General features: G+C 66.2%; 14 protein-coding genes. 10 read left to right on the forward strand and 4 right to left on the reverse strand.

The features are described 5' to 3' along the window. From ACFC3J_RS13155 to ACFC3J_RS13200, 10 genes are all read left to right on the forward strand, one after another. A partial coding sequence (locus ACFC3J_RS13155) for a putative PEP-binding protein (protein ID WP_375196619.1) occupies positions 1 to 715 on the forward strand: 715 nt, incomplete at its 5' end. A 102-nt stretch (positions 716 to 817) separates the two neighbouring features. After that, a complete protein-coding gene (locus ACFC3J_RS13160) occupies positions 818 to 1708 on the forward strand; it encodes a helix-turn-helix domain-containing protein (protein ID WP_375196620.1) in 891 nt (296 codons plus the stop codon). 103 nt (positions 1709 to 1811) lie between these two features. Continuing rightward, the gene (locus tag ACFC3J_RS13165; RefSeq protein ID WP_375196621.1) at positions 1812 to 2723 is read left to right on the forward strand and encodes a tol-pal system YbgF family protein; all 912 of its coding nucleotides are present in this window, start codon (positions 1812 to 1814) and stop codon (positions 2721 to 2723) included. 7 nt (positions 2724 to 2730) lie between these two features. Then, a complete protein-coding gene (gene tilS, locus ACFC3J_RS13170) occupies positions 2731 to 3675 on the forward strand; it encodes a tRNA lysidine(34) synthetase TilS (protein WP_375196622.1) in 945 nt (314 codons plus the stop codon). A 144-nt stretch (positions 3676 to 3819) separates the two neighbouring features. After that, on the forward strand, positions 3820 to 4011 hold the full coding sequence (locus ACFC3J_RS13175) for a hypothetical protein (RefSeq protein WP_375196623.1): 192 nt from the start codon (positions 3820 to 3822) through the stop codon (positions 4009 to 4011). 75 nt (positions 4012 to 4086) lie between these two features. Next, positions 4087 to 6036, forward strand: a complete 1950-nt coding sequence (ftsH, locus tag ACFC3J_RS13180; RefSeq protein ID WP_375196624.1) for an ATP-dependent zinc metalloprotease FtsH — start codon at positions 4087 to 4089, stop codon at positions 6034 to 6036. A gap of 114 nt (positions 6037 to 6150) precedes the next feature. Further along, positions 6151 to 6504 (forward strand): hypothetical protein, encoded by a 354-nt coding sequence (locus ACFC3J_RS13185; protein ID WP_375196625.1) that lies wholly within the window; start codon positions 6151 to 6153, stop codon positions 6502 to 6504. Positions 6505 to 6677: 173 nt separating this feature from the next. Beyond that, the gene (guaB, locus tag ACFC3J_RS13190) at positions 6678 to 8135 is read left to right on the forward strand and encodes an IMP dehydrogenase (RefSeq protein WP_375196644.1); all 1458 of its coding nucleotides are present in this window, start codon (positions 6678 to 6680) and stop codon (positions 8133 to 8135) included. Positions 8136 to 8147: 12 nt separating this feature from the next. Further along, complete coding sequence (locus ACFC3J_RS13195; protein ID WP_375196626.1) at positions 8148 to 9323, forward strand: RsmB/NOP family class I SAM-dependent RNA methyltransferase; 1176 nt, start codon at positions 8148 to 8150, stop codon at positions 9321 to 9323. Between the two features lie 92 nt (positions 9324 to 9415). Beyond that, a complete protein-coding gene (locus ACFC3J_RS13200) occupies positions 9416 to 9934 on the forward strand; it encodes a tetratricopeptide repeat protein (RefSeq protein WP_375196627.1) in 519 nt (172 codons plus the stop codon). A gap of 7 nt (positions 9935 to 9941) precedes the next feature. Here ACFC3J_RS13200 and ACFC3J_RS13205 read toward each other — a convergent pair whose 3' ends face one another. The 4 genes from ACFC3J_RS13205 to ACFC3J_RS13220 are packed head-to-tail and all read right to left on the reverse strand — an operon-like array spanning position 9942 to position 14000. Further along, on the reverse strand, positions 9942 to 10739 hold the full coding sequence (locus ACFC3J_RS13205) for a transporter (RefSeq protein WP_375196628.1): 798 nt from the start codon (positions 10737 to 10739) through the stop codon (positions 9942 to 9944). A gap of 28 nt (positions 10740 to 10767) precedes the next feature. Beyond that, positions 10768 to 11610 carry a 16S rRNA (adenine(1518)-N(6)/adenine(1519)-N(6))-dimethyltransferase RsmA gene (rsmA, locus tag ACFC3J_RS13210; RefSeq protein WP_375196629.1) on the reverse strand — a complete coding sequence of 281 codons (843 nt, stop codon included), beginning with the start codon at positions 11608 to 11610 and terminating at the stop codon, positions 10768 to 10770. Further along, on the reverse strand, positions 11600 to 12625 hold the full coding sequence (gene pdxA / locus ACFC3J_RS13215) for a 4-hydroxythreonine-4-phosphate dehydrogenase PdxA (protein ID WP_375196630.1): 1026 nt from the start codon (positions 12623 to 12625) through the stop codon (positions 11600 to 11602). The genes rsmA and pdxA overlap by 11 nt, the downstream gene beginning before the upstream one ends. Continuing rightward, positions 12603 to 14000, reverse strand: a complete 1398-nt coding sequence (locus tag ACFC3J_RS13220) for a peptidylprolyl isomerase (RefSeq protein WP_375196631.1) — start codon at positions 13998 to 14000, stop codon at positions 12603 to 12605. The genes pdxA and ACFC3J_RS13220 overlap by 23 nt, the downstream gene beginning before the upstream one ends. Between the last annotated feature and the right edge of the window lie 27 nt (positions 14001 to 14027).

Consider the following 14027-nt stretch of genomic DNA (forward strand, 5'->3'; position numbering starts at 1 on the left):
CTATATGCAGCGCGACGATGATGAGGAGCTGGAGGATAATCCGGCCATGGGCTGGCGCGCATTGCGGCTGGCGCTGGACCGCGACGGATTGATGAAGGCGCAGGCCCGCGCCTTGCTGGAGGCGGCGGCGGGCAAGGTGCTGCACGTCATGTTCCCGATGGTGTCCGAACCGTGGGAATATGAGCAGGCCAAGGCGCTGGTCGAGCATCAGCGCGAATGGCTTCAGTCGCAGAAGAAGAAGCTGCCCGTCGCCGTGCGTTATGGCGCGATGCTGGAAGTGCCCGCGCTGGCTGAAGTGCTGGACCTGTTGCTGCCCCGGCTCGATTTCCTGTCGATCGGCACCAATGATCTGACCCAGTTTCTCTTTGCCGCCGATCGCGCCCATCCCAAGCTGGCGGAGCGTTATGACTGGCTCAGCATCGCTATTCTGCGCTTCCTTGACCGGGTGGTGCGGACCTGCGAAGCCTATGAGGTGCCGGTCGGCGTCTGCGGCGAAATGGGCGGGCGAACGCTGGAGGCGATGGCGCTGGTGGGGTTGGGCGTCAGGCGCCTGTCCATCACCCCGGCCTCGGTCGGGCCGGTCAAGGCGATGATCCGGTCGCTTGACGCCGCAGAGTTGCGGGCGCTGATGCGCGCGTTGCTGGACAAGGGTGTGATAGATATCCGCGCGGCGCTGACCAAATGGGCGGGCGAGCAGGGTATCGAATTGAATTAAGGGGATAGATGATCGGTCCCGGCGCGTTTTGAAGCCGGGGCGGCGTTGACAATCCCCGTCCCGGAATGAGACAAGACCGGCCTTCAAGGATCGCGGAGCAGCATGGCAGAAGAAGCGGAACAGGACCCCGGCGTCGCGGCGCCGGAACGGCAGGGCACCCCCGGCGCGCGGCTGCGCGCGGCACGGGAGGCGCAGGGCCTGTCGATACAGGATGTCGCCACCCGCACCCGCATTGCCCAGCGCCAGCTGGAGGCGATCGAGCGGGACGATTATGCCGCGCTGCCGGGCATTCCCTATGCGGTCGGTTTCGCTCGCGCCTATGCCCGCGCCATCGATGTCGATGAGGTGGCGATCGCCGCGGATGTGCGCAGTGCCGTGCATAACAGCGATCTGGGCGCCAATCGCTATGAGGCTTTCGAACCCGCCGATCCAGCCAGGGTGCCCTCCCGCGTGCTGGCGTGGACCACAGCGGCGATCGTGGTCGTCCTCGTGGCGGGCTTTGCGGTGTGGCGGACCCAGTTGCTGACCCCGCCGACAGGCGAAGAAATCGCGGCGCAGCAGGCCGCGACGACTGCACCCGCCGCGCCCCAGCCGGCGGGCGCGCGGCCCGCAACGCCGGTGGTGCAGACGGTGGTGTTTACCGCCAATGACGATGTTTGGCTGCGTATCTACGACGAGGCGGGCGAACGTCTGAAGGACGGGTTGATGAAGAAGGGCGAGAATTTCACCCTTCCCGCCAGTGCCAAAAATCCGATGATCCTGACCGGCCGGCCGCAGGCGCTGACCGTGACCGTGGGCGGCAAGGCGATTGCGCCGCTGGGGCCGCCGGATCGCACCATTTCCGATGTGCCGGTCAGTGCCGAAGCGCTGCTGGCCCGCGCTGCGCTTGCTCCGGTTCCGGTTTCCGGCGCGGCTGGCGCGGCCGCGCCGGAAACCGCTGCACCTGCGCCCGCTCCCTCGGTCCCGGCTTCGGCACCGGCCGCGGGCAATTGACGCGATCCGGGGGGATCGGTTCAGCCGTCAGCCATTTACGTCGCGCTTTACCGTGCGGAATATCGCCCTATGGTTAAGGGCCTAAGTGAAGTCGGGGATAAACATGCGTAACGCCTTTTTCGCAGCCACAGCCTTGGCGCTGCTGGCGCTTGCTCCGTCCGCAGGAGCGCAGAATGTCAGCGTCGATGTGCGGGTGGACCGGCTCGAAAAGGAAATGCGCGCCGTGCAGCGCAAGGTATTTCCCGCAGGTGCGCCGCTGGAGGCGGAGATCACTCGCCCTGCCACGCCGCAGGTGATGCCGGGATCGCCGTCTTCGACGCCGGTGGCGGACCTGACGGCGCGGGTTAACGCGCTGGAGTCGCAGCTTGCATCGATCACCGGGCAGGTGGAGGAAAACAGCTTCAAGCTGAAGCAGTTGGAGGATGCGTTCAACCGCTACAAGGCGGAGCAGGAAAGCCGCGCCGCGCAGGTCGTGGTGCCGCCAGCGGTGCGGCCAGGCACGACTGCGGCTGATCCGGCGCCCGCTCCGGCCCGGCCTGCCGCGCCGAGACCTGCCGCCAGCGCGGGCGCGAGCGATGAGCGCAAGACGGCGGTCGCCGCAATCGAACGGCCCTCGACCGGTAATGATGCCGACGACGCCTATACTTACGGCTTCCGGTTGTGGGACGCGAAATTCTATCCCGAAGCGCAGGCGCAGTTGAAGGTGACGGTCGACAAATATGCCGCCTCTTCCGTGGCGAGCAAGGCGGCGAACCTGTTGGGGCGCGCCTATCTGGACGATGGCAAGCCCGCGCTGGCGTCGGTGGCCTTCTATGAAAATTACCAGAAGCGGCCCAAGGGCGATAGAGCGCCCGACAGCCTGGCTTATCTGGGCGAGGCGCTGCTCCAGCTCAAGAAGCCCGCAGACGCATGCAAGGTCTATGCGGAACTGGAGCAGGTCTATGGCGCCACCCTGTCGACCGGGTTGCGCGGCATGATGGACCGTGGCCGGACGCGGGCCAAGTGCGGCGCCTGACGGCCGCATGGTTGCGGGTGATCTCGAAACGATAGTGAAACTGGCCGTCGCGGCGCTGGCGCGGGATGCCGTCAGTGCCCGGTTCGGCGTGGCCGTGTCGGGCGGGCCTGACAGCATGGTGCTGCTTGATCTGGCGGCGCGGGCCTTTCCGGGCCGCGTCGAGGCGGCCACGGTCGACCATGGGTTGCGAGAGGCGTCCGCGGCGGAGGCCGCGATGGTGGCGCGCTGGTGCGGGCAGGCGGGGATTGCCCATGCGACGCTGCACCCGGAAGGCGCGGTTCGGGGCAATGTGCAGAGCTGGGCGCGAACCCAGCGCTATCGCTTGCTGGAGCGCTGGCGGATCGAGCGGGGTCTGGACTGGCTGCTGACGGCGCATCATGCCGATGACCAGCTGGAGACGCTGTTGATGCGGCTCAATCGCGGGGCGGGTGTCGGCGGACTGGCTGGCGTGCGGGCGCGGCAGGGCATGGTGTTGCGGCCCCTGCTAGGCGCGCGCAAGGCGGATTTGCTGTACTATGCGCGGGCAAGGGGGCTACCTTTTGCCCTGGACCCTACGAACGGCGATCCGCGCTTCGATCGGGCGGCGCTGCGGAAGGCGCTGTCGCAAGTGGATTGGATCGATGTCGGGGCGGCAGGACGCAGTGCGGCGGCGCTGGCGGAGGCCGAGGAGGCGCTGGACTGGATGGTCGAGGGGCTGGAGGCGCGCCATGTGCATGTCGACGGCGAAGGGCTGGTGCTGGACCGCGCCGATTTCCCGCGGGAATTGCTCCGCCGTCTCGTGCTGCGGATGATAGTCCGCTTGCTGCCCGATGCCGGCGTGCCGAGAGGGGACGCGCTGGACCGTGCGATCGCCGCGGCGCGTCAGGGCGAAAAGGTCAGCCTGGGTCGTGCGGTGCTCAAAGGGGGCGCGCGCTGGAGCATGAGGATCGCTCCCCCGCGGCGATGGCAGTGAAATGGGGCAATGACGGTCGTTACGGAAAGGTTCCACGGACCATCGCGGGAATCCCGCAATCCGTCGATTTAAAAGGGCGAGATGACCTTTTTTTAATGCCTATGCTGGTTAATGAAGCCGGTTGAGCGTGGGAATTTTCGATTCATGATGGAATTTGCGGCACTGACCTATGGCTTGCTGGCCAGCGTCATTCTTTCGGTGGCTCAGCGGAACCGGCGCCTGGCGCTGCCGCATCCACCGATGCTGCTGTATACCGGCTATCTGTTGTGCGGCATTTCCGCCGGGGTGTCGGTGATATTGGCCTATATCGCCCTTTCGCAATTTGTCGGGGGCTGATTCCACCCGGCGGAGAGAGTGCTGCTTGCGATTTCGCGGCGCGTTCCTATCTTGCGGGGTGAAAGAGAGTGGTGAATGAACGACGAGAAAGACCCGCAGGGTAATCCCTGGATCAAGAGCGCGATGATTTGGGCGGGGGTGATTGTCGCCCTCCTGCTGTTCGTCTCGATGTTCGACAGCCGCACCGCGTCGACCGCCGGGACCGGGATCGCCTATTCCGAATTCCGTGCCAAGGTGCAGGAAGGGCAGGTCAAGGACGTTGCCGTCGCCACCGACCGGATCACCGGCACGCTGACCAGCGGCCAGAAGTTCAGCACCGTTCCGGTGAACGATCCGGGGCTGACCGGGCTGCTGGACGACTATAATGTCAAATATTCGGGGCAGGCCGAGGAGCAGCCGAGCTTCTGGATGATCCTTATCTACCAGTCGCTGCCGTTCCTGCTGATCTTGGGGATAGCCTTCTTCGTGCTGCGCCAGATGCAGAAGGGCGGCGGCGCCGGTGGCGCTATGGGCTTTGGCAAGTCCAAGGCCAAGCTGCTGACCGAAAAGCATGGCAAGGTGACCTTTGACGACGTCGCCGGCATCGATGAAGCGCGCGAGGAATTGCAGGAGATCGTCGAGTTCCTGAAAGACCCGAGCAAATTTGCGCGGCTGGGCGGCAAGATCCCCAAGGGGGCGCTGCTGGTCGGCTCTCCGGGTACGGGCAAGACGCTGCTGGCGCGTGCCATTGCAGGCGAGGCGGGCGTTCCCTTCTTCACCATTTCGGGTTCGGACTTTGTCGAGATGTTCGTGGGCGTCGGCGCGAGCCGCGTGCGCGACATGTTCGAGCAGGCCAAGAAGAATGCGCCCTGTATCGTCTTCATCGACGAAATCGACGCGGTCGGCCGTCATCGCGGCGCGGGCCTGGGCAACGGCAATGACGAGCGCGAGCAGACGCTGAACCAGCTGCTGGTCGAGATGGACGGCTTCGAGGCGAATGAGGGCATCATCATCGTCGCGGCGACCAACCGTCCCGATGTGCTGGACCCCGCTTTGCTGCGTCCGGGCCGCTTCGACCGCCAGGTGGTCGTGCCCCGCCCGGATATCGAGGGCCGCGAAAAGATCCTGGCCGTCCATATGAAGAAGGTGCCGCTGGCGCCAGACGTCAATCCGCGCACCATCGCGCGCGGCACGCCGGGCTTCTCGGGTGCTGATCTTGCCAACCTGGTCAACGAAGCGGCGCTGATGGCGGCGCGGCGGGGCAAGCGTCTGGTCGCCATGGACGAGTTCGAGGCAGCCAAGGACAAGGTCATGATGGGCAGCGAGCGCCGTTCCATGGTCATGACCGACGATGAGAAGAAGATGACCGCCTATCACGAGGCAGGCCATGCCATCGTCGCTGTCCATGAACCGGCGTCGGACCCCATCCACAAGGCCACGATCATCCCCCGCGGCCGTGCGCTGGGCATGGTGATGCGTCTGCCGGAGCGGGACAGCTACAGCTACCATCGCGACAAGATGCACGCGAACATGGCCGTTGCCATGGGTGGCCGCGTCGCCGAGGAGATCATCTTCGGCCATGACAAAGTGTCGTCGGGCGCTTCGGGTGACATTCAATATGCTACCAAGCTGGCGCGCGACATGGTCACCCAGTGGGGCATGTCGGACAAGCTCGGCCCGCTGCAATATGAGGAGCAGCAGGGCGAAACCTTCCTCGGCTATTCGCAGAGCCAGCGGGTCCACATGTCGGACGAGACGGCGAAGCTGATCGACAAGGAAATTCGCGGTCTGGTCGAGCAGGGCTATGCGCGGGCGCAGGAAATTCTGAAGAGCCATGAGGATCAGTTGCACCTGCTGGCCAATGCGATGCTGGAATATGAGACGCTTTCGGGGGAAGAGATCAAGACGTTGCTCGACAAGGGTGAAATCACCCGCGACGACGGCACGACGATCAAGCCTTCGATCATCCCGGCAGCGGGTTCCTCCATCCCCAAGACGCGGCGCCGCAAGGGGCCGTTCGGAGAGCCGACACCCGCTGGCGTCTGATTTGACGTTAGATGTCAGGAGGGGGCGCTGCCGTGAGGTGGCGCCCTTTTCGTTCCGCCCGGCGGGAAGGTGTTGCGATTGCGCCCCTTGCCATGCTGCGATATGGCAGCGCGCATGGCCAAAGCTGACCGCCTTGAACGCATGGATGCCCGTCGTCTGGAGCTGGAGGCGGACTATCGGGCTGCGCTGCTGGCTGCCTTGCAGGTTGCGACGTCGGGCAAATGGGGCCTGTTCGGGCATAATGATGGCGATCGTGCAGCCCGCGCTGCTGTAGCGCCGACCCTTGCCCATCTCGCGGAAATCGGCAACGAGGTCGATGACCTGCGTCGGCAGCTGATGATGGAGCCTTTCGAACTCCAACAGCAGTTTCTCGCCGCGCGCGGACCGGTCAGCGCGCATGCCCCTGGGGAACCCCGGCAGGCGCAGGCGTGGCTTGATCGTCTTGCGGGTGAGGATGGCGCGCGGTAAGCGCCGCAGAAACCGGAAGCGAGGCGTGCTGGCGGCATCCACGCTTGGCACGCAATAAAATGCCCCAAGGGGTCTGGCCGTTTTCGCGCTTAATGGTTACATGGGCCGCCACGAATCCCCCAGCGATCATGCTATGCCCCCGCATGACCCGCGCAGCAGAAAGTGGCTTTCACATGGATATCCGCCTCGGCCTCACCTTTGACGACGTGCTGTTGCAGCCCGCCGAATCCGATGTGCTGCCCAGCCAGGCAGATACCAGCACTTATGTAACCAAGGCGATCAGGCTCAACATCCCGATCCTCTCGTCCGCGATGGACACGGTGACTGAGGCCGACATGGCGATCGTCATGGCGCAGTTGGGAGGGATTGGCGTGTTGCACCGAAACCTGTCGGTCGAGGAACAGGCGGACGCGGTGCGCGCGGTCAAGCGTTTCGAGAGCGGCATGGTGGTCAATCCCATCACCATCACCCCCAATGCGACGCTTGCCGATGCCCAGATGCTGATGGCTCGCCACAAGATCAGCGGCATTCCGGTGGTCGAGGCTTCGGGCAAGCTGGTCGGCATCCTCACCAATCGCGACGTGCGCTTTGCGGAAAATCCCGCCCAGCCGGTCAGCGAACTGATGACGCATGACAATCTCGCCACCGTGAAAACGGGTGTGGGCCAGGATGAAGCGATGCGTCTGCTGCATCAGCGCCGGATCGAAAAGCTGTTGGTGGTGGACGACAATTATCATTGTGTGGGCCTCATCACCGTCAAGGATATCGAAAAGGCCGTCACCTATCCGCAGGCGACCAAGGATGCGTCGGGCCGCCTGCGCGTGGCGGCGGCATCCACGGTCGGCGACAAGGGTCTGGAGCGCAGCAAGGCGCTGATCGACGCGGAATGCGACCTGATCGTCATCGACACCGCCCATGGTCACAGCAGGCAGGTCGCCGTCGCGGTGGAAGCGGTGAAGAAGCTGTCCAACCATGTGCAGGTGGTGGCGGGCAATGTCGCCACCGCCGAAGCTACCAAGGCGCTGATCGGCGCAGGCGCCGACTGCGTGAAGGTCGGCATCGGGCCAGGGTCGATCTGCACCACCCGCGTCGTTGCGGGCGTCGGCGTGCCGCAGCTTACCGCCGTCATGGATTCGGCCGAGGAGGCTGCGAAGCAGGGCGTGCCGGTGATCGCGGATGGCGGTCTGCGCACGTCGGGCGACGTCGCCAAGGCGCTGGCGGCGGGCGCGGGGTGCGTCATGGTCGGGTCGCTGCTGGCGGGCACGGCGGAAGCGCCGGGCGAAACCTTCCTCTATCAGGGCCGCGCTTATAAGAGCTATCGCGGCATGGGCAGCGTCGGCGCCATGGCGCGCGGCTCCGCCGACCGCTATTTCCAGGCGGACATCAAGGACCAGATGAAGCTGGTGCCCGAAGGCATTGAAGGGCAGGTGCCGTTCAAGGGGCCGGCGAAGGACGTCATCCATCAGCTCGTCGGCGGTGTGAAGGCGGCCATGGGCTATACCGGCAGCCGCACGATCAAGGATCTCCAGGAGCGCGCCCGCTTCGTCCAGATCACCAATGCGGGGCTTTCGGAAAGCCATGTCCATGACGTCACCATCACCCGGGAAGCGCCCAACTATCCGACCCGCTAAGGGCGTCCTGTCGTGACGCCGGCGGCGCGGGTGCAGGCCGCGATCGAATTGCTCGATGCCATCATCGCGTCGGCGCGGGATGGCGGCCCGGCGGCCGACACGCTGATCGCCCGTTATTTCAAGGAACGGCGCTATGCCGGGTCGCGGGACCGCCGGGCGGTGCGCGACCACGTCTATGACGCGGTGCGCCGCGTGGCCGAGCGGCCGGAGAGCGGACGGGCGGCCATGGTGGGGCTGGCGCGGGAGCGGGGCGATCTGGCGGCGCTGTTCGACGGATCGGTCCATGGACCGGTGCCGATCGCGCCCGGCGAAGCGGGGGCGGGGGCCGGGATCGTGCCGGGCTGGCTGCAACCGTTGCTTGCAGAGCCGGTGGAGCAGGAGGCCTTACTGGGGCGCGCTCCGGTCGACCTGCGCGTCAACCGGCTGAAGGCCGATCCGGCGAAAGTCGCGCCGCTGTTTCCGGAAGCGGAGGCGCTGGCGCGCCTGCCCGATGCCCTGCGCTTGCCGGAGGGTTTTCCGGTCGAGCAGAGCGACGCCTGGAAACAGGGGCTGGTCGAGGTGCAGGATGCCGGAAGCCAGCTGATCTCGCTTGCCTGCGCGGCGCAGCCGGGCATGACCATCATCGACCTGTGCGCAGGGGCGGGTGGCAAGACGCTGGCGCTGGCGGCGGCCATGGCGGGCAGAGGGACGCTGATCGCGGCCGACACCATCCGGTCGCGGCTGGCGCGGCTCGATCCGCGGGCCGAACGGGCGGGGGCGACCTTTATCGAGACGCTGCTGCTGGATCAGGGGCATGAGGCGGGGGCGCTGGCCAGTCTGGCGGACCGCGCCGACGTTGTGCTGGTCGATGCGCCCTGTTCGGGCACCGGCACATGGCGGCGCAATCCGGAGGCGCGCTGGCGGCTGACCCCGGCGCGGCTGGACCGGCTGGTCATGGAACAGGCGCGCATCCTCGATTTTGCGGCGCCCCTGCTGGCCCCCGGCGGCGCGTTGATCTATGCTACCTGCGCGCTGACGGACCGGGAGGGGCGGGATCAGGTGCGGGCATTTATGGAACGACATGACGGCTGGCAGGTCGAGGCGATCGACCCCGGCATGGGGCGCGCCCATGGCGGCGGCCTGCTGCTGACGCCGGGACATGACGGCACGGACGGCTTTTTCTTTGCGCGGCTGCGAAGGGCGCCGTGAAAGAGGCCATGGACAAGCGCCCGCAAAATCGCGACACTTGCCCGTCCGGATTTGGCCCGGAATCATCGCCTGAAACATGGCTGGAGTTGTGCATGCGTTTTACCCCCGCTTCGATTGCCCTTGCAGCCGTGCTGACCGTCGTTTCCAGCGCTGGGCTGTCGCAGCGGCCGGATTCGCAGATCTCGCCGCTGTCGATGGAATGGCAGAAGGCGGGGGAGACGGCGCGCAAGGCGGGCAATTATCAGGGTGCGACCGATGCGCTGGAAAGCGCGCTGGCGGTCGATCCGCGCAACCGCACGGCCTATATCGAACTGGCCGAAGTGGCGCGGGCGCAGGGATTGCAGGGCAAGGCGATCCGCCTCTATCGCGAGGCGCTGTTGCTGGAACCCAACGACGTCGCCGCGCTGGTCGGCCAGGGTGAGGCGATGGTCGAAAAGGGCGCGATCGCCAAGGCGAAGGAAAATCTGGCCCAGGCGCAAAGCGCGTGCAAGGCCAATTGCGCCGCCGTGGGCAAGCTGGCGGCGGCGATCGAAAAGGGGCCGCCCGCGACCGTGCTGAGCGCCAAGGATGCGGTGCCGGCGCCCAAGGCGGCGGCGACCGAAACGCCCTGAATCTTTTTCAGAAGCGGCGGGAAAGGCCGATATAAAGCTCCGCGTCCGGGGTGGCATGGTTCAGGCCGAAATTGGCGCCGGCGTCCAGCATCAGCGACGGATCGGGCTTGAACGCAAAAGAGACGGAGCTGAGTGCCTGCGTCGATCGCTCTTGCGGGTCGTCTTCCCGGATAATCTGCATTTCCAGCGAGGCGTTCCACCGCTCGCCAAGGTCGGCGGACAGGCCGCCTGCGCTGCCATAGACCAGATGGCGGCCATGGCCGTCCCCGTCGGCGGCGGCGTCGACTTCCGGGGTCGCGATCAGGCTGAGGCTATCGGTCAGGGCGTAGCTGAATGGCAGCTGGAAGCTGGCGCTCCAGTCGCCATCGCTGACCGCGGAACTGCCGGTGGGGAGCGTCACCATGGCGAGCGCGGCGAGGGACAGCGCATCGCCGCCCGGATTGATCAGAGCGCGCTTGATCCCCAGGCTGAGGTCGCCGGTGCCGGAGGCATGGCTGCGCGCACCGCTCAGGCGATCGATGTCATGCTGCCATATATAGGCGGTCCAGGCGGCGCGCAGCTCCGTCCGGCTGTCGAGACCGTAGCGCAACTCGCTGTCCCCCAGCGTGAGGATCGTCGATCGCTGATCCTTCGTCTGGTCGCGGGTCCAATCGGCCAGACCGGTCTCGATTTGCAGATGGCCCGCGTCGACGATGCAGGGCGGCGTGTCCAGACCGGGGCGTTCAGGGCAGAGATCGCGCAATTGCGCCTGAGCCGGCGTCGTCATGAGAGCTGCGAGCAAAGTCAGGTAGCGCAAGCCGGGCATGCGGGCGGTTCCCTTGTCTGGCGATCCGTCAGGAACGGCCCAGGACCCGCGCGGTTGCGACAAATTCCTCCACGCTGACGGTTTCGGCCCGGCGCTGCGGGTCGATGCCGACGACTTCCAGCGCGTCCAGCGCGCCGGGCAGGCCCTTGAGGCTCTGGCGCAGCATCTTGCGGCGCTGGCCGAAAGCCGCCGCAGTCAGCCGTTCGAGATGCTTGAGCTGGACGCCGTCGGGCGCTGCCTTGGGCGTGATGTGGACGACCGCCGACATGACCTTGGGGGGCGGAGTGAAGGCGCTGCGGTGGACCTTCATCGCGATGCGGGCGTCGCTGCGCCACTGGGCGAGGACGGCGAGGCGGCCATAATGATCGCCGCCGGGCTTCGCCACGATGCGTTCGGCGACCTCCATCTGGAACATGAGCGTGAGCGTCGACCACCAGGGCAGCGGAGTCCAGTCCGCCGAAAGCCAGCCGATCAGCAGCGCGGTGCCGACATTATAGGGGAGGTTGGCGATGATGTGCGCGCCTTCGCCGGCCTCGGCGCGGGCGTCGACCTGCATGGCGTCCCCCGATATGACGCGCAGCTGGCCGGGAAAGGCTTCATTCAGTTCGGCCAGCGCGGGGAGACAGCGATGGTCGCGTTCGACCGCCACCAGCTTCGCGCCTGCGCGCAGGATGGCGCGGGTCAGGCCGCCGGGACCGGGGCCGACCTCGAAAGCCTGTTGGTCCCGAAGCGGGCCGGGAATGGCGGCGATGCGATCGAGCAACTGCTCGTCGAGCAGGAAATTCTGCCCGAGCGCCTTGCTCGCCTGAAGCCCGTGGGCGGCGATGACGTCTCTTAGCGGCGGGAGTTTGGGGCGTGTGTCAGCAACCATGGGTAAGCCGGGCGCGGGAGGCTTCGGCGGCCATCTTGATGGCGGCCATCATCGCGCCGGGATTGGCGCTGGCCTTGCCTGCCAGACCGAAGGCGGTGCCATGATCGGGCGAGGTGCGAACGATCGGCAGGCCCAGCGTGATGTTGACGCCGTCGTCGAAACTCAGCGTCTTGATCGGGATCAGCGCCTGATCATGATACATGCAAAGCGCCGCGTCATAGGTTTCGCGGGCGCGGGTGTGGAACAGGCCGTCGGCGGCGAGGGGGCCCTGAATGTCATAGCCTTCCGCCTGAAGCGATTCCACGGCGGGGCGGATAATGTCTATTTCCTCCCGGCCCAGCGCGCCGCCTTCGCCGGCGTGAGGGTTCAGGCCAGCGACGACCAGACGGGGGCGGCCGATCCCGAAATTGCGCTGAAGCCCTTTGGCGGCCGTGATCGCGCGGGCGCGGATAAGGTCGATCGTCAGCACCGAGGGCACATCGGCCAGCGGAATATGGATGGTGATGGGCACGACCTTCAGCGATGGTCCGGCCAGCATCATCACCGCATTATGCGGCGCGACGCCGCAGCGTTCGGCGATGAATTCGGTCTGTCCCGGATGGGTGAAGCCCACGCCGTAAAGCTGTTCCTTGCCCACTGGAGCCGTGACGATGCCCGCCGCCGATCCGCTGCGGGCGAGGCCCACTGCGACTTCCAGCGCCTGAAAGGCGGTGCGGGCGCCGTCTATGCTGGGCGCGCCGGGTATGATCTCGCCCGCGTCCGCGACCTGAAGGCAGGGCAGGGCGGTGTCGAACGCCGCCACGGCCTCTTCCGGCGTGCTGACGGTTTCGATCGGGCCGAGCCAGACGGCGCGCAGCGAAGCCGCGTCCCCCACCGCGAAAAAAGGCGGTAGGCCGCGGGCTTCGCGCATGACCCAGCTTTTGGCGACGATTTCCGGGCCAATGCCCGCCGGATCGCCCAGCGAAACGGCGAAGGGCGGCAAGGCGGCCGGATCAGTTATAGTCGATAACGGCATCGCGGCGGAGATCTCGCAGATAGATGCGGGCGCGCTTGTTGACCCGCTCCTCCTCCATCTGCGCCATGATCTGTTCGGCGTTGGGCGCGGCGGCGGCGCTGGCTTCGTCACGGCCGCAGACGACCAGCACGCGCACGCCGTCGCTGATCGATCCGAAGGGCGGCGTCGCTTCGCCGACCTGAAGGTTGAGCAGGATGTCCTGCAATTGCGGCGGCAGGTCGCGCAGCTTCACATTGTCGTTGTCGACCACGTCGGCGCCCATTTTCGCGCCCAGCTCATTGGCCTGTCCGCAGCCCTTGATTGCCTTGGTCTGGGCAGCGAAGGTGGCGGCGCGGGCACTGGCCTGTTCCTTGGTGGTGCCCGTCGGGAAGGCGACGGACAATTGTTTGAGGCTGAGCAGCGCATCGCGCGGATCGGCGGTCAGCACCTTGCGCTTGTCCATCACATAGATGATCGACACGCCGCCCGGTACGCCGATGGGGCCGGCGATCTGGCCGACCTGCATTTCGGTTGCCGCCTGCGCCAGCTCGTCGGGCAACTGGGCGGGACGGACCCAGCCCAGATCGCCGCCGACCGCAGCGGTCGACGCTTCGGAAAACTGGCGGGCATAGGCGGCGAAGCTGCCGCCCTGCTTGATCTGGTCGATGATGTTGCGCGCGTTGGCGACGATCTGCTGCTGGTTTTCGGGTGTCGCCGACAGATAGATTTCGCCGATGCGGAATTCGTCGCTGCCCTTGGCCGCGTTCATGCGGTCGACTACCGACTTTACCTCATCCTCCGACACGTTGACGAAGGGCTGGATGTTGCGGCGGAGCAGGCGGCTCCAGGCCAGTTCACCCTCGATCTGGCGCTTGATGCTGGCCGAAGAAGAGCCCTGCTGTCGCAGATATTGATCGAATTGCGTGGGGGACTGGCGGAAATTGGCCGCCACCCGCTCATAGCTCTGGTCGATTTCCGCCTTGTCCACCTTGATGTCGTTGGCTGCGGCTTCCTGAATCTGGAGCGTTTCGTCGATCAGGTTGCGCAGCACCTGCACGCGCAGCCTTTCCTTTTCCTCATCCGACACCTTGCCGCCATTGGCGGTGATGATGAGGGCCAGGCGCTGGTCGACGTCCGTGCCGGTGATGATGCGGCCGTTGACGATGGCGGTCGCCTTGCGGACGTTGGGATCGCCCTTGCCGAAGACGGTGACGTCCTTCGGCAGGTTGAGCTGCTGGGTGGCAACGGCGTCGTCATCCCCCACCGTCTGCGCGCAGACGCCGTTGAGGCCCGATGCCAGAAGTGCCGAGGACAGAAGCAGGGTGCGAAGGCCCTTGCGGGCGGCGCAACCGAGGCGGGGGCCAATGCGGGGGAACGGGGAAACCACAGGCTGCATCGTCGACAAAACTCTCCAATCGGTTCG

It is taken from the genome of Sphingobium sp. (assembly GCF_041987595.1).
Lineage (GTDB): Bacteria > Pseudomonadota > Alphaproteobacteria > Sphingomonadales > Sphingomonadaceae > Sphingobium.